The 19,842-nt window shown below is 63.8% G+C and carries 12 protein-coding genes and 1 tRNA gene; 2 read left to right on the forward strand and 11 right to left on the reverse strand.

Annotation, left to right across the window (positions count from 1 at the left end; genetic code table 11):
* Positions 1 to 10: 10 nt before the first annotated feature.
* Together GLR48_RS16035 and GLR48_RS16040 are read right to left on the reverse strand one after the other, a co-directional pair.
* The gene (locus GLR48_RS16035) at positions 11 to 5,413 is read right to left on the reverse strand and encodes a hypothetical protein (protein ID WP_237062910.1); all 5,403 of its coding nucleotides are present in this window, start codon (positions 5,411 to 5,413) and stop codon (positions 11 to 13) included.
* A gap of 1,113 nt (positions 5,414 to 6,526) precedes the next feature.
* Positions 6,527 to 6,616: transfer RNA gene (locus GLR48_RS16040), tRNA-Ser, on the reverse strand.
* A 126-nt stretch (positions 6,617 to 6,742) separates the two neighbouring features.
* Here GLR48_RS16040 and GLR48_RS16045 point away from each other — a divergent pair.
* Entirely contained in the window at positions 6,743 to 7,867 is a 1,125-nt protein-coding gene (locus GLR48_RS16045) for an AI-2E family transporter (protein ID WP_237062911.1), read from the forward strand.
* Here the strand turns inward: GLR48_RS16045 and GLR48_RS16050 are convergent.
* The 7 genes from GLR48_RS16050 to GLR48_RS16080 are packed head-to-tail and all read right to left on the reverse strand — an operon-like array spanning position 7,864 to position 15,364.
* A complete protein-coding gene (locus GLR48_RS16050) occupies positions 7,864 to 8,220 on the reverse strand; it encodes a hypothetical protein (protein WP_237062912.1) in 357 nt (118 codons plus the stop codon). The genes GLR48_RS16045 and GLR48_RS16050 overlap by 4 nt on opposite strands.
* Entirely contained in the window at positions 8,220 to 8,942 is a 723-nt protein-coding gene (locus tag GLR48_RS16055) for an alanyl-tRNA editing protein (protein ID WP_237062913.1), read from the reverse strand. The genes GLR48_RS16050 and GLR48_RS16055 overlap by 1 nt, the downstream gene beginning before the upstream one ends.
* The gene (locus GLR48_RS16060) at positions 8,939 to 11,491 is read right to left on the reverse strand and encodes a DUF3772 domain-containing protein (protein ID WP_237062914.1); all 2,553 of its coding nucleotides are present in this window, start codon (positions 11,489 to 11,491) and stop codon (positions 8,939 to 8,941) included. Before GLR48_RS16060 ends, GLR48_RS16055 begins: the two co-directional genes overlap by 4 nt.
* Positions 11,488 to 12,522, reverse strand: a complete 1,035-nt coding sequence (locus tag GLR48_RS16065) for a cysteine synthase A (RefSeq protein WP_237062916.1) — start codon at positions 12,520 to 12,522, stop codon at positions 11,488 to 11,490. The genes GLR48_RS16060 and GLR48_RS16065 overlap by 4 nt, the downstream gene beginning before the upstream one ends.
* 36 nt (positions 12,523 to 12,558) lie before the next feature.
* Complete coding sequence (locus GLR48_RS16070) at positions 12,559 to 13,692, reverse strand: NUDIX domain-containing protein (protein ID WP_237062918.1); 1,134 nt, start codon at positions 13,690 to 13,692, stop codon at positions 12,559 to 12,561.
* Complete coding sequence (locus tag GLR48_RS16075; RefSeq protein WP_237062921.1) at positions 13,693 to 14,133, reverse strand: TrgA family protein; 441 nt, start codon at positions 14,131 to 14,133, stop codon at positions 13,693 to 13,695. It abuts the gene before it with no gap.
* Positions 14,134 to 14,155: 22 nt separating this feature from the next.
* Positions 14,156 to 15,364 (reverse strand): SAM-dependent methyltransferase, encoded by a 1,209-nt coding sequence (locus GLR48_RS16080; protein ID WP_237062922.1) that lies wholly within the window; start codon positions 15,362 to 15,364, stop codon positions 14,156 to 14,158.
* 218 nt (positions 15,365 to 15,582) lie between these two features.
* Between GLR48_RS16080 and GLR48_RS16085 the strand changes: the two genes are divergently transcribed.
* Entirely contained in the window at positions 15,583 to 16,614 is a 1,032-nt protein-coding gene (locus GLR48_RS16085; RefSeq protein ID WP_442915806.1) for a fatty acid desaturase, read from the forward strand.
* Here GLR48_RS16085 and GLR48_RS16090 read toward each other — a convergent pair.
* Both GLR48_RS16090 and GLR48_RS16095 read right to left on the reverse strand, forming a co-directional pair.
* Positions 16,611 to 18,032: a cryptochrome/photolyase family protein gene (locus GLR48_RS16090; protein WP_237062924.1), complete on the reverse strand. Its 1,422-nt coding sequence runs from the start codon at positions 18,030 to 18,032 to the stop codon at positions 16,611 to 16,613. The two genes, GLR48_RS16085 and GLR48_RS16090, sit on opposite strands and share 4 nt — an antisense overlap.
* A 75-nt stretch (positions 18,033 to 18,107) precedes the next feature.
* Positions 18,108 to 19,748, reverse strand: a complete 1,641-nt coding sequence (locus tag GLR48_RS16095) for a BCCT family transporter (protein WP_237062925.1) — start codon at positions 19,746 to 19,748, stop codon at positions 18,108 to 18,110.
* Positions 19,749 to 19,842: the final 94 nt, after the last annotated feature.

Here is a 19,842-nt window from a genome sequence, read left to right on the forward strand (position 1 = left end):
CGGCATTCCCCTAGTTGCAGACCACATTTCGGCCAAGCGCATCGGACGTGGTGCGACTGCCGACGGCGCAGGCGTCTTTCGGCAGCACGCGCATGAGGCCCCATTGTCCGCCCGAGAAGGCAAAACCCTCGTGCGAGCGGTAGAGGTAGTCGCCCGCAATCTCCGACTGGCCACCGGCACTGGGCAACAGGATGTTGACCCCGCGACCCGGACCCATGCCGTTGACGACACCTTCCACATGCTGGCGGTCAGGGTCAGCGCTCTGGACTGTGGAGTCCTGCGCATAAGGCTGACTAACCCATCCGTGACCCGCCAGTTCAAAACCGCTGTTGCGTGGATGGCCAGCAGGATGCACCACCCGCAGCCGCACGGGCGTACCGGCGGTCGCGGTGAAAAGCGGCGTCTCCGGATCGCCGTAGCCATCCGAAGGCTTGGACGACAAGACATTGGTATAGTCGACATCCGCCATGTCATCGGGATCAGCGGCCGGATTGGCACCGATCCGAGTCCAGAAGGGCTCGAAGGCGTAGTTGAACGTTTTCTGGCCGGAATCCTCGGCATCGTCGCCATTCCTGAGGTTGGCCAGCGGCTGGCCACGGTAAGACATGCTGGCATCGTTGCCGTACATCAGGACGAATTCGCGGAATGGCACAGCATCAGGAGTCGTGACGGTGGCGGCAGCCGTTAGGCAGGGTGCGGTCCCCTGACCTGCATCGCGCAAGATGTCGCAATCGGTTTCCCAAGTTGCATTTTCGGGCTCAATGACCAGAACGCCCGCGGTGCCATGCGAACTCGCCTTGATCGGGTCGGCGAGGTCGCGCAGACCAATGACGCCGAATTCGATGGGCCGGGCAAGGCGATCCTGCTGACTGGGCGTGGTACCGAAGTCACCGGCATACCACGTCAGCGTGCGTTTGTTGGTCCAGCGGAATTGCCCGGGCTGCAGCGCGATCTCGTCGCTATCGCCAGCGGTGCGGTAGCAGGCCTTGTAATCGGGACCAGCTTGTTCCAACGGGCACTGACAGACCAGCCCCTCGACACTGCCCGTTGGTGGACAAGAGAAGGCGACAGTCGGAACGTTCAGGCCAACAGTGGCGCCGTCGGACTGCACCGCACTCAGGGCCACAAGCTGCGGGCTCAGCCCGACGGTGGTCGCGGCGGCAACCTGATTGAAACCAAAGCCATCGACGATGGGCGGCATCATGTTCCAGGACCAGGTCTTCGGATCGGTGATGTCCTCGGGAACGTCAGGCACGCGGTTCCAAAGATCCACATTGATGCAATCGCCGGCGTTTGCGCGCAGGATCAGGGGCTCGATGGCCTTGCCGCCCTTCAGGAGTCCGAATTCAGAGGTGTCGAGTCCGGACGTCTGGCCCGGCGCGACACCCCGCAGCACCTTTTCCCCGTCGCCTGCATCCAATGTCTCTTGCGTGATGACATAGACCACGGCGTTGGCGTCGCTGGCGCCCGTGTCCGTGCTATACACCAGACGGCCTGCTCCGGGCAGGTCGCGGACGCGCCAGGCCTCGACACTGAAGGTGCGCAGCGGCGCGCTCTCAGGGCAGATATTACCATTGTAGACCAGTCCGGTTTCGGGAAAGGGGTTCGACGAGAGGCGATCCAGCGCAGCTAGGGGCGCTTTCCAGCCAAGGACCCGCATCAGGCCCCACTGGCCATCCCACAGATTGTCAGTGGCGCTGGTGCCGTAGAGATGGTCGACGGGCAGATTGGGCGTCGGGTTTTCGACCGAGATCTCGAATTCGAAGTGTTCGGAAATGCCGATGTGCTGGGCAGAGCGCCAGCCCGAGTTTGACGAGCCGGGTTCGGCCAGCCATTTTGCGCCGTTCATGAAGAAGATATGGTTTTCCTCCTGCGCGCCCTGGATCAACCGGACCATAACCCGGTCACCCTCGTTCGCCGCAAGGATCGGCGTGGCCGGATCGCCCGGATTGCGCAGTCCCGCCGGTTCCGAGCAGGGCGTCATCTGACTGTCAGCACAGGGTGCGAGATAAGTGTCCAGGAAGATCGCTGCGGTATCGTAGGCGCGGTCGCGCTGGGCAATCTGTGCCCGAATCCCGTCCTCCTCGTCAGCATGAGTCAGCGAGGAAAAGACGTTTGAAAGGTCCCCCGCGTCACAGCGGCGGGCGATATATGCGTTCTCGCAGGCCACGGACGCAGCGCTGTCGGCGCTGGCAAAGCACGCGGTTTGCACTTCCCGGCTGCCACGAAGGCTTGCCTCACAGGCCTTCAGAACCCCGGCGCTGAAGCTGCGCTGTTCCCACTTACCCCGCAGGCCTGAGGGGGATCCGACGCGCAGCGGCACCGGTTCGTTGCGGTAGTTCAGAAGCTGACCGCCGGGATCGGACACCGATATGCCTTCGGGCATCGGGACCGAGGCGTCATACGTGACATCCGGAAGGTCATGGTCAAGCCGCGCGGGCGGACCGACCGGCTTGTTCTCGGGTGGCGCGGTATAAAGCAACGCAAAGTCAGCCACGGCGAGGTTATATTCGCGGCGGTTGAACTGCGGGTCTTCGGGCAGCAATGGATTGACGATGTTCGCCGCGAAGGATGTTGGGCCGCCATCGGGGCGCACCGTGATCTGCGTGCCGTCGGGATGGCGCCCGCCCATCACCTCGCCCCCCAGCGTCTCCCACCGCGAGTCCTTCGGTTCGATCACCAGAGCGCCATAGAAGCCATGCTGCTGGTGCGACGACGGGCCGAAGTGGTCGTGGGTGAACACGGTGCGAAGCGTGCGGTCCTTGCCTTCCCGGTTCAGAAGCGGGTCCGCCCACCACCGTTGCACGGTGGTTTGGGCACCGCACCAGGGATGGTCCATCAGCAACGCCTCGGCAGCGTGCGGATCGGCCGGGATGTCGTCGGGGCAGATGCCCCGCGGATCGCCCGCCATCGGGCCGCCGGGTGCGAACAGACGATGGGTCAGCGGTTTGACGACCGTGGCGCCCATGAAGTGGTTGAAGGCGATCATCCGCTCGCGCAGCTCGTCCGGCGAGAATGTCCCGTCCTCGTAATTCCAGCCGTTGCCCGACCCGTCAGAGGAGGTGACGTCGAACTTCACAAGGTGAATGTGCTGGCCGATCGTGTCGGTCGGGGTGAACACCTGAAAGTCGTCGAGGTTGAGGTTCGAAGGGATCAGGTTGGTCGCCTCGAAGCGGATGCAATCGCCAGAGTTAGCGCGCATGAAAAGCGGCTCTGGCGTGCGGGTATGGTCGAGCGTCGCCTTGGCATCTTCTTCCAGCGTCAGGATGCGCGCTTGCGGGTCATGCCAGCCGTGCTTGTTCACCGGCATGTCGAACTGGATGTAGGCCGCCCGATAACGCCGGTCGGGCGTCAGGTCATGCCAGTATGTGGGATCCCACTTTCGATCATCCTCGCCATCGAAGTAACGCGCGGGGCACGGGTCGGCAAAGGGCGCGCCGGGCTTGGGAGCGAGTCCGTTGACGCGGAAGAGGACCTTCTCGTCCGGGCTGTCGCAGGTGCCGTCAGGACGGCAGGACGGGTATCCGACTTCGGGCACGCCATAGTCTGACGCGGCGATCGGCACGGCGCCGGGCGCAGCGCCGGCATGGTAGGCCATCGCGCGCTGCTCGGCCGGGGTGCCATCGGATGGCAACTGGGAAATCTGCGCCGAGGTCAGCTTGGCCGCCAGCACCAGCAGCCCGTCGTCGGAGTTCTCACGGTGGACGCGGTTGGCAATGCGGTTGGACTGCCCGTTCGGTGCGTCCTCGGGGACCGAGGCATCCAGGTACTTCTTGGCCAGTTCCTTTGGCGATCCATCGGCCTCGGGCCCGAACAGCGCGCCCCCGATCTCGCGCTCGCCAGAGACGACGACATGGCGCATCAGCGTTTCGGACGGATCGCCCGCATAACCCGCCGGGTCGATGTCGAGCGGGGGCTGCGGCGGCCGGTGGCCGGGAATTCCGGCGATGTAGAACGGATAGCCCTTCATGGCGTCGGTGGGCATGGGCGGCATCGCGGCGTCCGGCAAGGGCACCACGGCGGGATTAGGCGTGCCGCCCGTGATCTCGCCGTCAGGCAGCCAGCGGTCCCGCGTGCCGGCTTCGAACACGTCGTGGGTGCGCCACAGCTCCCACATGCCCTGGGCAAAGTGAGGATACAGGTGGCAATGGAAGATGGAGTCGCCGACTGTCATGTTGCGGTTGCCCGCACCGCCGTAGTGCACGTCATAGTCGAAGGTCGCACCCGGTGAGATCGTCTGGCTGTCGAGGTAGATTGAGTTGTCGTCGTTTCGGTCCTGAACCCACTGATGGGCGTGGAGGTGAAAGACGTGGGTTTCCTTCGGTCCGGCATGCAGGTTACGGAACCTCACCGGATCGCCGAGATAGGAATGGTGGACGTTCGAGGGATCGTCCTCATAAATCGCCCGCAGCGGTTGGTTGTCAGCGTCGCGTTCGACAACCAGTGCCGGATCACCCATCGCCCAGGATGTCAGGAAAAATTCCTCAAGCTTGCATTCGGCGCAGTTGCGGGCGGGTCCGATCCCTTTGCGGTTGGCAAGAACCATCGCCCCAAGACCCGCGGCGCCGTAGTTTATCCCCATACCGTCGCGCAGCGCGTGCATCGGGCTGTCCTCGCGGTCCAGTTCGGCAAAGGCCTGCACTGCGGTGATCTCGTCGTGGAAAATCACGGTGAACTCGCGGAACGCCTGGTCACAGCTGGTGCCCGGTCCCTCGCGGCCAGAACAATTGCCTGCACCAGGCACGATGATGGCGTTCAGGTCGCTGTGGACGATCTCACGGTGCATCGGGTCACGTTCGTCCAGAATGTTCAAGACCGGAAGGCCGTCGGCTGTTCGGCTGGTATAGTCGATTCGCGGCGTCCCCATTGCGTTGGTGCCGAGTGTGCTGTCCTGCATTTGCGATGCGGTGACCTGCGAACGGTACCAGACCGAGCCGGCAGGTTCGACGTTGACCGCGCCAAAGAGGCCGAGACCGAGCTGCCCACCGTCGCCCTCGCCGCCTGCCATTGCGCCGCCCGAGTAGATCAGGAAAGCGCCTTCGGCGCTGGCGTGCCAGATGTATGTGCGTGTCTCGCCCGGCGCGGCGAGCGAGGACGGATTGAGACCGATGTTGCCACCGTCCGAGCCGATATCACCGGCGAGGTCCAACCCGGTCACGCGCAGCGAGGCGCTTCGGGTGGCTGGTTCATCGGAATCCTCGGGGATCAGGCGGCCGGTCTGCGGATCCGTCAGGATTTCCTCGCCGTCGAGCACCGGCGACAGAAGGTTGGTGAAGGTGACACGAAGGCAGTCTCCGACATTCACCCGCAACACCAAAGGTCGCGGACGCTTGTCCGACCGTAACCTGACGTTTCCCGCAAGACGTGAATCGATTGGTCCGGGATCCGCGGGGATGGCGTTACCCTCTGCCAAGCCGGTGTCCTGTGGGAAAACCGCGTCATCGGGTCCAGTCGAAACGACGTCCCGCCGCAATGCGTAAAGCATTCCACCGGGATTGAAGGCGCCAAAACGATTATAAATATAAGCCTGCTCCAAAGCGACGACCTTGGCATCGACCGTACGTGAATCAACGCACGGTTTCGGATCCTCCGAAATTGATGATGGCGTTTCCGACGAAGATTTCTGCGGCAGAAAACTTAAAAATGAAATGAGAACTAAGATCGGGAAGCGCATGGTCATCTCCATACCCGAATATTAGACTACTTTTATTATACTCAATTTTGTCGTTTCTGTAAATCAACAAATTCTACCACCGGAAGATCGCAGTAACCCACTGCCGTAGCCGGGGAAAACGGTCAATTGCCCGGACATCGCGAAGGCGTTCTGTCACAAGGATCGCGAAGGCGGCGTCGTCAAACTAAGTTGAGTCGGTAGCGCCTCCGATGGCGCGGTCGAGGACAGAACTTTGGAATCTCTACCTGACGATCAGCAGCTTACCCAATTAGCCGTGCAGCACCTGCAGATTGTCGAGCGCGGGGGTGTTGATCAGCAGCTTGCCGCAACCGCGGCAGTCCATCGCGGTGAAGCTGAAGCCGGGCTGCGTCAAGTGCCGTCAGACACGTCGAACCAATGGTGCTGCAATGACGTCGTCTTGAGACCTCGCAAACGAAAAGCCCGCCTTAAAGGCGGCTGTCGATGGGCTGATGGATTGGGGCCGGGCGGGATGATGACTACCGCCGAATTTAAGAAACGTGCTGGCGATGCACACCAGTAATCTGACTACCGATCAACAATCACAGCGCTGGGCGGCCATCAATCCCACACAAGTTCAATGCCAGAACCGCCCGAGAACACTAAAGAGAAAAAATCGAAAAAGCAGAATTAGAATATGTGAATTTCCTCAATGGGATGAAGCTATTCACCGGAACAGGCGCGGTTAACTGGTCCGGAGAGTATCGGCCAAGGGAGACCACTTTAGGACATCCCAGTGCAGAAGCCGGTGAACAGCACAACCTGCATGACCCCCCGAAAAAACAGGACAATCCGACCGCGGCGAGATTGGGAGAACAGTTTCTCTAAGGCAAATGGCGGACAGACAGGGATTCGAACCCTGGAGACGGTTCCCCGCCTACACACTTTCCAGGCGTGCGCCTTCGACCACTCGGCCACCTGTCCGTTGCGGGGTCTTTAGCCAAGGCCCCGGCGGGGTGCAAGAGGTGAACGCGAAAATCCTGCGCCTGCCATTGAAACCCGCGCGCAGCCTGCGCATAAACGTCTGGTCGCGCAACAAGACCGGGTGCCATGAAACACACGCCTCCGCCAGAAGACACCAGCGCCGAACGGTTCGAACTGGCGCGGGTGCAGACGGCGGCGCTGGTCATCATCGCCTTTGCCGTGGTCCTGTTCCTGCTGGTGCAGGCGCGGTTCATCCTGATCTCGCTCGCCGTGGCGATCATCCTCTTTTCACTGACGGCGGACATCATCAGCTTTATCGCGCGCCAGCGCATCGGGCCCGTCAGAATCCCGAACTGGATCGCCAGCATCGTGGCGCTGCTGCTGATCGGCGCGGCGCTGCTGAGCGTGACCTCGATCATCGTCGCACAGGTGAATACAATCCTGCAGATCACCCTGGCCTACGCAGAGCGCGCGCCCGATGCCATCGCCGCCCTCTTCGCCTGGGCCGGTGCTGATACCGAAGCCGCCGTCCTGAATTCCATGCGCACGATCGAGCTGTCGGGCTATCTACGCGGGGCCGCAGGCGGGGCCACCAGCCTGACGCAGGGCACGGTGCTGGTGATCCTCTTCGTGGGTTTTCTCTTTGCCGAGCGGGTCTGGTTCCAGACCAAACTGCTGAATTTCACCGGCAGCCCGGCGCAGGCGCAGCGGATCGGGCGGATCATCACTTCGATCATCCACCGGGTGAACTACTACCTGCTGGTCAAGACCGGCATCAGCCTTGTCACAGGCGCCATGACCTACGTACTGGCGCAAGCCTTCGGGATGGAGGTCGCGATGCCGCTGGGGGTCATCACCTTCGTGCTGAACTTCATTCCCAATGTCGGATCCATCGTGGCGACGGGGCTGGTGGCGCTGGCGGCTTATGTGCAGTTCGGCGATCCGTGGCTGACGACCGTCATCTTTGCCATTGCGAGCGTCATCCAGTTCATGAATGGCTCGATCATCGACCCCATGCTGATGGGGCGTGCGTTGCGGCTGTCGTCCTTCGGCATCCTGCTGAGCCTTGCGTTCTGGGGGGCGGTCTGGGGCGTGCCGGGGATGTTCCTGTCGGTGCCGATCATGGTCATGCTGCTGGTGGTCTGCAGCCATGTGCCGTCCCTGCGCCCCATCGCGATCCTTTTGTCGCGCGAGGGGTTGCCGGAAACCGAAGGCATGCTGGACCGCGACAGCGCGCCCGGCAGCCGCTAGCGCGCCATCACGAAAGTCAGCGCGATTGCCAACTCCAGTCCCGCCGCCACCAGGATCGCGCGGCTGGCGCTGCCACTGGCATAGGTCCAGATGCCCGTGACGGCGATGCCGCCAAAGGTCAGCGCCGCAGCCCAGACCGTGCCGTCGCGCAGTGGTCCCGGGCCTGTGCCACGCAGTACCCAGAAAAAGACGGCCAACCCCAGAAACAGGGGCGCGGCCCGGCGGCCCAGAAAGGCGGCACCGGCGTCAGGGGCCACGCCGTAGAGCGCGATGTAGTGCCCCGGCGAGACGAGGAAGACCGCAAAGAGCGCCACGCAAAGGACCGACGTCGCGACACAGAGCACCGCGAACATCAGGCGTCATCCAGATGCAGGTAAACTCGGCGGTTCTGGCGGCCCTTCTTTTCGATCCGGCCGATATGAACGCGCCCGACCTCTGACGTCCAGCCGACGTGGGTGCCGCCGCAGGGTTGCAGGTCGGCAGTGGCGTCGCCTTCACCGATGCGGATGAGGCGGATCTGACCCTGCCCGCGCGGCGGTTTCACGGTGAGTGTCTTCACCAAGCCCGGTTGCGCGTCCAGCGCGGCCTCGGTGATCCATTCGGTCAGCACCGGCAGATCGCGGGCGATCAGATCATTCATCGCCTTTTCCAGCGCCGCCTTGTCCTGCGGGGCCTGATCCATGTCGAAATCCAGACGGCCCTTGTCGGCGGCGATCTGGCCGCCGGTGACGGGGCGCGGAATGACCACCGACAGCAGATGCAGCGCCGTATGCACGCGCATCATCCGGTGGCGGCGGTCCCAGACCAGCGCCTGCCTGACCCGCGTGCCAAGGGGCGGCAGGGGCGACGGCTCTGCCGGCACAAGGACGATGTCGGTCCCCTGCCCCTTGACCGTCGTCGCGATGTCGATGGCGCCGTCGTCCCAGACCAGACGCCCCGCATCGCCCGGCTGACCGCCCGAGGTGGGATAGAAGATCGTGGCATCCAGCACGATCCCCCCTTCGAAGGTGTGCCCCACGACCTGACCCTGCGCCTCGCGCAGATAGGCGTCGTCGTGATACAGCGCCCGCGTCATTGGGTCTCTCCCTCGGGTGCTGGATCGCCGTCCGCGTCGTCGTGCATGTCGCCCGCATCCATCATCGCGCGGGCCTCTCGGGCAGTGTCCGGGCCGTCGTCCGGCGCGCTGGTGGCGGCCGCGGGAGTCGCGTCGGGCTTTGCCGGATGCAGCGCCTCGGGGTTGCGCAGCCAGATGTCCTGCTGGGCAAAGGGAATCTCGATCCCGGCCTCGGCAAAACGGCGGTCGATGTCGCGGTTCATCTCGTCGGTGACGATCACCTTCCAGTTCACGTCCCGCAGGATCACCCGCAGTTCGAAATCGAGAGAGCTGGCGCCGAAGGCCATGAACAGCGCCTGCGGGCCGGGATCGGCCAGCACCATGGGCTGCGCGCCACCCACCTCCAGCAGGATCTTGCGGACCTGTTCCACGTCGCTGCCGTAGGCCACCCCGACGGGGATGATCAGGCGCCCGACAAGGTTGCCGCGGGTCCAGTTCGTGACCTGCCCCGACACCAGATCGGCGTTCGGGATGATGACGTCGGTGCGGTCGAATGTCTCGATCCGGGTCGACCGCACGCTGATGTCGCGCACGAAGCCGACCTGCCCGTTCACCTCGATCATGTCGCCCTCGCCGATCGGGCGTTCGATCAGCAGGATGATGCCGGACACGAAGTTCTGCACGATGGTCTGCAGGCCGAAACCGATACCGACGGACAGCGCACCGGCCACGATGGCAAGGCTCGACAGGTCGATCCCCGCCGTGGTGATCGCGATCAGGGCGGACACGATGATACCGATATAGGCGACGCCCGCTGCCACCGCGTTCTGTCCGCCAAGGTCCATCTTGGTGCGCGGCAGGACCGATGTCTTCAGCTGCCGCTTGACGAATTGCGTCAGCAGGTAGCCGCCACCGAAGATCAGCACGAAGGTCATGAAGTCCGTGGGCGAGATCGTCGTCTCTCCGACCTGGAACCCGGCGCTGAACTGGGCCCAGACCTCCAGCAGGTCGGTCAGGCGCGCGCCCCAGACCAGCGCCAGCACCGGCACCGCCAGCAGGAACAGCGCGAAGCCGATGACGACGGGCATCAGCGGGCCGGTGTCGGTGCTGTCCGTGGCCGGTGCATAGATGTCGTAGACCAGCCGTTGCAGCACGATGATCACGCCGAAGATCGCCAGCGTCATCACCCCCGGTGCGAACAGCGCGTCAGAGGCCGCGGCATAACCCGCCGCCGCAAGGATCGGCGTCACGATGGCGACGATCATGCACAGCAGACCCACCGTCGTGCGGACCCGCCCGGAAGACGTCTCTCGGCCATCCTTTTCCATCGGCGCATGACGCAGCAGATAGCCAAGGCGGAACAGCACGACGGCCAGCAGCACCTGCAGCGGCAGGACCACTACGCCGGTGGCGGCATCCGACGCACCCGCACCGTGCATCAGCGCGCCGACGACGATGATCGCCGCAAGCCCCACACCCAGTGCAACACCGTTGCGCCGGATCTTGGCGCGGATCTCTGGCGGATAGCCCAGCGGGCCGCCGTGTTCGCCCACGGGGAACAGCTGCCCGTTCAGCCAGCGTGCGATGATGATGGTAAAGCCCGCGCCAAAGATCGCCTGCGACAGCGTATCGCCGGACCGGGCCAGAACGCCGATCTGGCGCAGCGCGAGGATCAGAGCCGACAGCCCCAGTGTCGGCAGCACGATCACCCAGAGCGACAGCAGGAACGACCAGACCGCACGGCCCCGTGAATGACTGCGCTCGACCCGGCTTTGCAGCAGCCAGACCCATTGCCGCGACCGGAACAGCAGGATCAGCGCCGCCACCATATACATTACCGCCAGCGGCAGGGTGCGCAGCAGCCCGCCAGAGGACAGGTTGCGGTCCACCCGTGCCATGGCAGAGGACACGACGCCACCGACCGCATCGCTTGCCCCCTGCAGCGCCGCCGGCCAGTTGGCCGGGTTCAGCGGCGACGGGCCGCGCGCGCTCAGCCGCGATGTCTCGCGGGCGCGGAGCTGGCTGTCGACTTCTGCGATCAGACCGTTGGCGCGGGCGTAGGCTTCTCTGGCCAGAATGCCCGGTGCACGCAGCACATCCAGTTGGCTGTTCAGCTCGGCCCGGCGGGCCGCGATGGCGGGTTGTTCCTCGCCGCTTTCGGGCTTGGGCCCCAGCGCCTCGATCTGGGCCTGCACCGTGCCGATGCGTCCGGCATTCAGCGATCCCAGCGCCTGAAACCTGTCGCGCCAACCAAACAACGTGTCACGCGTGCGGGTCAGGGCCAGAGATGACCCGTTGCCTGCCTGCAGCAGCGCCTCGGCGGTCTTCACGCGACTTTTCCAGTCCTCCAGATCGGGCACGGCGGTCGCCAGCGCCTGTTCCGCATCGCTCAGCGCCGCCGCATCCGCTGCGGTGTCGGCCGCGGTATCAGGTGCAGGCTCCTCTGTCGCGTCGGGCGCAGGTTCTTCGGTCTGCGTCGGCGTGCCCAGCAGACCGTCCAGCGACACCTGCGCCGTGGCGCCCTGCGCCGCCAGCAGCAGCGCCAAAGCCGTCAGAAGGGATCGGATCATGCGTCCTCGAAGACGCCGGGAATCGATTGCGGGCCGGTGGTCAGCCATTCCGGCACTGGCAGCCCCTTGGACCGCAGGAATTCGGGGTTCCACAGCTTGGACTGATAGCGTGTGCCGTAGTCGCACAGGATGGTGACGATGGTATGACCTGGCCCCATGTCGCGGGCCATGCGGATCGCACCGCCGATGTTGATGCCCGACGATCCCCCCAGGCACAGCCCTTCGTGCTGCAGCAGATCAAAAACGATCGGCAGCGCCTCGGCGTCGGGGATGTTGTAGCTCATGTCGGGCGTGAAACCTTCGAGGTTGGCGGTGATCCGCCCCTGCCCGATGCCTTCGGTGATGCTGTCGCCTTCGGACTTCATCTCTCCGTGTTCGTAGAAATTATAAAGTGCCGCACCGTCCGGGTCGGCCAGACCGATCTTGACGCCCTTGGGCTGCAGCGCCATCGCGACACCCGCCAGCGTCCCGCCAGAGCCTACCGCGCAGATGAAGCCGTCGACCTTGCCGTCGGTCTGATCCCAGATCTCGGGGCCGGTCGTTTCGATATGGGCCTGACGATTGGCCGTGTTGTCGAACTGGTTCGCCCAGATCACGCCGCCGGGGGTCGTCTTGGCTAGCTCTTCAGCCAGACGGCCCGAATAGCGGACGTAGTTGTTGGGGTTCTTGTAAGGCGCCGAAGGCACCTGCACCAGTTCGGCACCGGCCAGACGCAGCATGTCCTTCTTTTCCTCGGACTGGGTTTCCGGGATCACGATGACCGTCTTGAACCCCATCGAGGCACCGACCAGCGCCAGACCGATGCCGGTGTTGCCTGCCGTGCCTTCGACAATCGTGCCGCCGGGTTTCAGCAGACCCTTCGCGATGGCGTCCTTGATGATGAAAAGGGCGGCGCGGTCCTTGACCGACTGGCCAGGGTTCAGGAACTCGGCCTTGCCCAGAATCTCGCAGCCCGTCGCCTCGGATGCGGCGCGCAGGCGGATCAGAGGGGTATTGCCGACCGCGTCGGCCAGATCGGATTTGATGTGCATGACAGGGGCCTTTCGGATGCGCGTGTTGCGATCTGTCTAGGGTGCGGCGCTTGCAAACTCAAGCCGCAGGGCGTCGCGGTGCAGCGCCAGCCAATAGAGCAGCGTGATTCCCGGACCGACGGCGATTTCGCCCGTGGCGACCAGAGAGAGCGCCCGATCCAGCGTGAGCACGTGCAATGCCAGATCTTCATGTTCGCCCGGCAAGCCGCCAGAGTAGCGATGCAGATCAGGCAGATCGCAAAACCCCACGAAACAGTGAAAGTAATCCGTGGCATTCCCCGGCGAGGGGTAGTGCGAGGTCACGTGCCGCAGGGTCACGTCCAGACCCGCCTCTTCGCGCGTTTCGCGCAACGCGCTCTGCTCCGGCGTCTCGAAGGCGTCGATCATGCCAGCCACAGGTTCCAGCATCCACGGATTGGGGTCGCCGCGTTCCAGCACCCCCATGCGAATCTGCTCGACCAGCACCACCCGGTCGCGGACCGGATCGTAGGGCATGACCATCACCGCATCGACGCCGACCATGACCTCGCGCGGCAACGGCCCCTGCCGCGTGCCGTCAAAGCGGGCATGCGTGACCTCGAACCCCTGCAGGCGAAAGAATCGGCCCAAGGGGGCGGCCCGGGCACTGACGATGACATCGCCCGGCCGGGCCGCATGGCGCAGGGTCGCGGGGCGATCAGATGTCGCCGCCAGATGCCGCGCCCATGCGCGTTTGAGCATGACCGGATACTGCCAGCGCAAATTGTCGGGATCAGGACGCACGGCCGCGCCAAAAATTTCTTGCGCTGCACTGATCCACACGGCAGCGCAGCGCGTCTGCCAGTCCGGCAGCGACCAGTGGCCGGGGCCTGCGGACAGATCGTGGGGCGTCTGCCACATCTGCGCCGCGACCTCTGCCCTGTCACCCAGCGTGACGTTCACCGTCACCCGCTGGCTGTCAAAGGCGCTTTCGTAAAGCGTCAGCCGCGCGACCGCGTCAGCGGACAGGTTCCGCCACAGCAGGCCCTGTGCCGCGGCCCCTGCCTGCGCCACGATCGGGGGCAGCGCGTCATCCGCCACGGACAGCACCGCATAGCCTGACAAGGTGGCGGGCGTCACATCGCCCGCGTCGCCCGCAACGGCGCGACGCAGCCCTGCATCCTGCAAGGGCCCGCAAACAAAGACATCCATTTACCGATACCGCTTGCCAAAGGCATCTGTCAGCAATCCCGCGACAATCCCGCCGCCCAGCAGGGCGACCAGAATGACCGGCGCATAGAATTGTTGCGCATATTCGGCCATGATGCCGAAGGTGCCGACGACGGCATCCATCGGTCCGTCGAAACGGCCCCGCATCGACACGCGGATCATGTCAGATCCGGACAGCAGAAAAAGCACCCAGAACGCCACCAGGATGGCCCCCGTCAGCCCGGTGCCGATGGCGACACCCGTGCCCTGCCCGGTCCGTGGCCCCACGAAGATCCAGCCGATCAGCACACCGACCACACCGCAAAGCGGAAACCAGAGTTTCGGTGTCCGCGTCTCCTCGAAGAAGGGCACCAGAAGCCAGGCCAGCACGCCCCCCACAATGCCGAAGAATATCGCCCCCGCAAGGCGCCCCATGGTCGGCATATCCGTCTCCCTTCGACGCGCCTCAGGCGGCGCGCGTAATCGTGATCTGTGTCACGTCGCAGTTTTCACTGGCAAAGGTCGCGGCACAAGAGGTCAGATAGAAGTTCCACATCCGCCGGAAGCGGTCGTCAAAGCCAAGGGCCGCGACCTTGTCCCATTGCGCATTGAAGGTCTCGTGCCAGCGGCGCAGTGTCTGGTCATAGCTGTGACCGAACTCGATGGACCGCACGACGGACAGGCCGTTCTTGCCGATCACCTCGCGCAGCTTGCCGGGGCTGGGCAGCATGCCGCCCGGAAAGATGTATTTCTGGATGAAATCCGGCCCGCGCTTGTAGACCTCCCACCGCCGGTCGGCGACGGTGATGATCTGCAGCGTGGCGTTCCGTCCGGGCTTCAGCCGCTCGCGCACGGTCTTGAAGTAGACCGGCCAGTATTGTTCTCCAACGGCCTCGAACATCTCGATGCTGGCGATGCCGTCATAGGTGCCGGTCTCGTCGCGGTAATCCTGCAGCTTGAACGTGACCATGTCGGAAAGTCCCGCCTTTTCAATGCGGTCGACGGCATAGTTGAACTGTTCCTTGCTGATCGTCAGGCAGGTGACGCGCAGCCCCCGCTCTGCCGCTGCATATTCGGCGAAACCGCCCCAACCGCAGCCGATTTCAAGCACATGGTCGCCGGGCTTCACGTCCATCTGATCGACCATGGAGGCATATTTCGCGATCTGCGCCTTCTCCATGCTTTCCTGACCGCTGTCGAAGATGGCGGAGGAATAGGTCATCGTGTCGTCCAGCCACAATGCGTAGAAATCATTGCCCAGATCATAGTGGTATTCGATGTTCTTGCGGGCCTGCTTCTTGGAATTGCTTTGCAGCCAGAAGCGGATCCGCTCGAACGTGCGGACGAGGAACTGGCCCGGAAAGCCGTCATAGATCTCTTCCGCGTCGTCATGGATCAGGTCCATGAAGGCCATCAGGTCCGGGGTCGACCACCAGCCGTCAAGGTAGGCGTCGCAGAAACCAAGGTCCCCCTCGCGCACGATGCGGGAAAACAGGTCCGGGTTGTGGACCGTGATTTCGGCCACGTGACCCGCATCGCGTCCTTCGGCGCGGAAATGACGCCCGTCCGGCAGGATCACGTCGATCCGCCCCCGCTTGAGCGCATCCATCATCTTGAAAACCGCCGAAAAGTAGCGCGGCAAGCCAGTCTGGCCATCAGTGGTCGTCAAAATCATGCGTGGTCCTGTCTGTCCTCTGACGTCTCTGGCGCGGACGTCTTAATCGTTTTTAATGTTTTAAGTGGGGAAGTCACGCGGTTACACCCAGAAAGTTGCGCCCCGTGCCGCACCGTGACGGAAGGTCGCGCGTCCGTTCTTATCCGCGTCATGCCGTCGAATTTACTTGTTTCCAACCATATCTCGTTTATCGCAGGCACATTGCCCCAACGGACAGTATGAAAAACATGTCACGGACGACCTCCCTGCCGCCCGAAACCCCTGCTGCGCGCGATTGGGTGCGCATTCTGGCGGCCTATCGCGATCCCGACACCCTGCGCAGCGCGTTCGAGCTGGGGGTGACAGTGCTGGGTTTCGTGACGCTTTGGGTCGCCGCATGGTTCGCTGTGCAGGTCAGCTGGACGCTGGCCGTGGCGCTGGGCATCGTCAACGGCGGATTTCTGGTCCGTCTGTTCGCGATCCAGCACGATTGCGGCCACGGGTCGTTCTTCAACAACCGGCACCTGAGCGACTGGACCGGCCGCGTTCTGGGCATCGTGACGCTGACGCCCTACGACGTCTGGCGCCGCACCCATGCGCTGCACCATAGCCATGCGGGCAACCTCGACCGCCGCGGCATCGGTGACGTGCATACGCTGACCTTGGCCGAATATCAGGCCTTGCCGCGGTTTCAGGCCTTCATGTACCGGGTCTATCGTCATCCGTTGGTCATGTTCGGTCTTGGCCCGACGTGGCTGTTTTTTGTCCAGAACCGCCTGCCGCTGGGTCTGATGACCGCCGGGCGCAGTTACTGGGTGTCCGCCATGGTGACGAACCTCGCCATTGCCGCTGCCTTGACGTTGATCGTCTGGTTCGGCGGCTGGCCCGCGCTGGCCTTCGTCTTCTTCCCGCCCACGCTTGTGGCGGCCTCGGCCGGGGTCTGGCTGTTCTATGTCCAGCACCAGTTCGAGACGACGATGTGGGAACAGGACCCGGACTGGCAGCTGCACGAGGCGGCGCTGCACGGCAGTTCGCACTATGACCTGCCGCTGGTGCTGCGCTGGATGACCGCCAATATCGGCATCCATCACGTCCATCACCTCTACAGCCGGATCCCGTTCTACCGCCTGCCAGACGTGCTGCGCGATCACCGCGAGCTGGTCGAGGTCAGCCGCATGACCCTGCGCCAGAGCCTGAAATGCGCCTCGCTCGACCTCTGGGACGCGGAACGCAACCGCCTGATCTCGTTCCGGCAGGCGCACGCGGCCTAGAAGTCGCGGTTCTCGTAGGCTGCGAGGGCTGCCTTGCGGCCTTCGTCGGCCGTCACGACCGGGTCGGGATATGCATCTTCTGGCGACATGTTCCACCGCAGCGGGATCGCGTCGTAGAACGACAGCGCGGTTTTCGAGGGGGTCTTGTACTCCTCGGCCAGCCACGCCCTGACGTAGTCCCTGTCCTTGTCGAACTTGTCGAGCTGCGTGACCGGGTTGAACACCCGGAAATAAGGCGTGGCATCGGGACCGGACCCCGCCGACCATTGCCAGCCCATGGCGTTCGACGCCGGGTCCCAGTCGATCAGTTGGTCGGCGAACCAGTCCAGCCCGATCTTCCAGTGGCACATCAGGTGCTTGGTCAGGTAGCTGGCGACGATCATCCGCCCCCGGTTGTGCATCCGCCCCGTCACCTGCAATTCGCGCATCGCCGCATCGACAAAGCGGATACCGGTGCGCCCCTGTTTCCACGCCTTGACCTCGGCCAGCCGCGCGTCGGTCTTCCACGGAAAGGCATCCCAATCCTCGCGCCAGTTAGCGGTGGTGATGCGGGGGGTATGGTGGACAAGGTGATAGGCGAACTCGCGCCAGACCAGCTCTTTCAGAAATGTCTCGGAGTCGGATTTGCCGTCGTGCAGGGCGCGCCAGCCGGCGTGCCAGCAGGACAGCGGGCTGATCTCTCCGTAGGTCAGGTTTTCCGACAGGCCGGAGGTGCCGTCGACGCCCGGAATATCGCGCGCGGCTTTGTAGTCTTCGATCCGGTGGGCAATGAAGGCGCCCAGCCGGTGGCTGGCCGCTGACTCTCCCACAGTACAATGGGGCAGCACGACATCGTGCCCCCGCTGCATGTCGGCCCCCATCTGCCAACCATCCAGATCGTCGCTAGCAGGCCAGCTACCCGGTGCGGGGATACGGGACGGCGTGCTGAGCGTCGCCGGCAGCTCGCGGTCCCGCACGGATTTCCACATCGGCGTGTAAACCTTGTAGAAGCCGCCCGTCTGCGTCTCGACCGTCCAGGGTTCGAACAGCAGATGGCCCGCAAAGCTTTGCGCGTCGATACCGTCGTCCTTCAGCGCAGCTTTGACGGCGGTGTCGCGGGCCTTGGCATCGGGGTCATACAGCCGCGACCAGTAAACGGCGCCGGCCCCCGTCTCTTTGATGACCTCGCGCAGCACGTCAAGCGCGCGGCCCTTACGCAGGATCAAACGCGAGGCCTTGTCCGTCAGGCTGTCGCGCAGAGATGCGACCGACAGGCCCAGTCGAAAGCGCGGTGCGGCGCCCTGCCCGTCCACGACCTCGTCATGGATGAACAGCGGAATGACCGGACGGCCCGCGTTGCAGGCCTCGGTCAGGGCGGGATGGTCGCCAAGGCGCAGGTCGCGCCGGAACCACAGGATGATGGGGGTTTTATCGCTCATGCCCCAAACTTAGTGCGCGGCGGCGGGGATCAACGGGGGGCGGGCGGCAAAATCCATGCCGCCCGCAATTTTGCATCAGGTGTTGGCGCGTTCGGATTGCAAGCCGCGATAGATCGCGACGCACATAACCAGCAGCACCACGGTAAACGGCAACCCGGTCGAGATCACCATCGACTGCAACGACTTCAATCCGCCCGCCGACAGCAGCAGCACGATGGCCACCGCCCCTTCGAACAGGCACCAGAAGACGCGCTGCGGCACGGGGGCGTCGATCTTGCCGCCCGCGGTGATCGTGTCGATCACCAGGGATCCGGAGTCGGACGAGGTCACGAAGAACACGATGACCAGCACGACGCCGATCAGCGATGTGATCGTGGCCAATGGCAGTGCGTCCAGCATCACGAACAACTGGCGCGGCAGTTCCGCATCCTGTGCGAGGGTATAGCCATCCTGCACGACTTGGGTGATCGCCACGCCGCCAAAGACGCTCATCCACAGCACGCAAACAAGGCTTGGGATCAGCAGGACGCAAGTGATGAACTCGCGCACCGTGCGGCCCCGGCTGACGCGGGCGATGAACATGCCGACGAAGGGTGACCAGCTGATCCACCACGCCCAGTAGAAGGACGTCCAGCCCTGGACGAAGTTCGTGTCCGCGCGACCGATCGGATTGGCCAGTTGCGGCAGATACTCCACATAGGCCAACAGGCTGGACCCGAAGACGCCGAGGATTGCCAGCGTCGGCCCCACCAGCAGCACGAAGGCCAGCAACAGGAAGGCCAGCCCCATGTTGATCTCCGACAGGATCTTGACCCCGCCATCAAGTCCCCGCAGGACCGAGATCAGCGCGATCGCGGTAATGCCGGTGATCAGCAACACTTCCGTCGTGTTGCCAATCGGCAGGCCGAAGACCTCGTTCAAGCCCGCATTCGCCTGCGTCGCCCCAAAGCCAAGCGATGTCGCAAGGCCAAAGAGTGTCGCAAAGACCGCGAGGATGTCGATGACGTGACCCGGCCAGCCCCAGACACGTTCGCCCAGCAGCGGATAGAAGGCGGACCGCATCGTCAGCGGCAGGCCCTTGTTATAGCTGAACAGCGCCAGCGCCAGACCCACGACCGCATAAATCGCCCAAGGGTGCAGACCCCAATGAAAGATCGTCGCCGCCATACCAAGGCGCATGGCCTCCGCCTCGTTGCCTGCAGCGGCACCCAGGGGGGCCCAGTCGGTGCGCAGACCATCCTCGACCGTGGTGCCGCCGAGGGCGGTGGAGAAGTGCGTCAGCGGCTCTGACACGCCATAGAACATCAGACCGATGCCCATGCCGGCGGCAAACAGCATCGAGAACCAGCCGAGGTAGGTATAATCCGCCGTCGCCGCCTTGCCGCCAAGGCGCACGCGGCCCAGCGGTGACACGATCAGAAACAGGCAGAACAGCACGAAGATGTTCGCCGCCGTCAGAAAGAACCAGTCGAAGCCTTCGGTGACACTGGCGAACAGCCAAGTGAACAACGCGCCGGATTGTTCCGGCAGCGCGAGGGTATAGAAGACGAACGCCACAACGGCGGTCGCCGAAATGCCGAACACCGGATTGTGGATGTCAAAGCCAAGGCCCACGACCTTGCCTTCCAGATTGTCCTGACCGATCGTGTAGTCGGTATCGATCAGGTCGGCCTTGCCGTCAGGGGCCGGTATCCCCTCGCTCGACATGTCGCTCATGCGCCCGTCCTTTTTGTTATAATTGTCAATTCACGTCGCGTTTACCACAAACAGCGGCGAATTCCCACCGACAGCGGGCTCTTGTCTTGCAAAG

It is taken from the genome of Loktanella sp. M215, from assembly GCF_021735925.1.
Lineage (GTDB): Bacteria > Pseudomonadota > Alphaproteobacteria > Rhodobacterales > Rhodobacteraceae > Loktanella.

Excerpts from the sequence above, each read along its gene's own strand:
- GLR48_RS16045 (WP_237062911.1), top strand. The coding sequence starts at position 6,743 with ATGAAACACACGCCTCCGCCAGAAGACACCAGCGCCGAACGGTTCGAA.
- GLR48_RS16050 (WP_237062912.1), bottom strand. The coding sequence starts at position 8,220 with ATGTTCGCGGTGCTCTGTGTCGCGACGTCGGTCCTTTGCGTGGCGCTC.
- GLR48_RS16055 (WP_237062913.1), bottom strand. The coding sequence starts at position 8,942 with ATGACGCGGGCGCTGTATCACGACGACGCCTATCTGCGCGAGGCGCAG.
- GLR48_RS16060 (WP_237062914.1), bottom strand. The coding sequence starts at position 11,491 with ATGATCCGATCCCTTCTGACGGCTTTGGCGCTGCTGCTGGCGGCGCAG.
- GLR48_RS16065 (WP_237062916.1), bottom strand. The coding sequence starts at position 12,522 with ATGCACATCAAATCCGATCTGGCCGACGCGGTCGGCAATACCCCTCTG.
- GLR48_RS16070 (WP_237062918.1), bottom strand. The coding sequence starts at position 13,692 with ATGGATGTCTTTGTTTGCGGGCCCTTGCAGGATGCAGGGCTGCGTCGC.
- GLR48_RS16075 (WP_237062921.1), bottom strand. The coding sequence starts at position 14,133 with ATGCCGACCATGGGGCGCCTTGCGGGGGCGATATTCTTCGGCATTGTG.
- GLR48_RS16080 (WP_237062922.1), bottom strand. The coding sequence starts at position 15,364 with ATGATTTTGACGACCACTGATGGCCAGACTGGCTTGCCGCGCTACTTT.
- GLR48_RS16085 (WP_442915806.1), top strand. The coding sequence starts at position 15,583 with ATGAAAAACATGTCACGGACGACCTCCCTGCCGCCCGAAACCCCTGCT.
- GLR48_RS16090 (WP_237062924.1), bottom strand. The coding sequence starts at position 18,032 with ATGAGCGATAAAACCCCCATCATCCTGTGGTTCCGGCGCGACCTGCGC.
- GLR48_RS16095 (WP_237062925.1), bottom strand. The coding sequence starts at position 19,748 with ATGAGCGACATGTCGAGCGAGGGGATACCGGCCCCTGACGGCAAGGCC.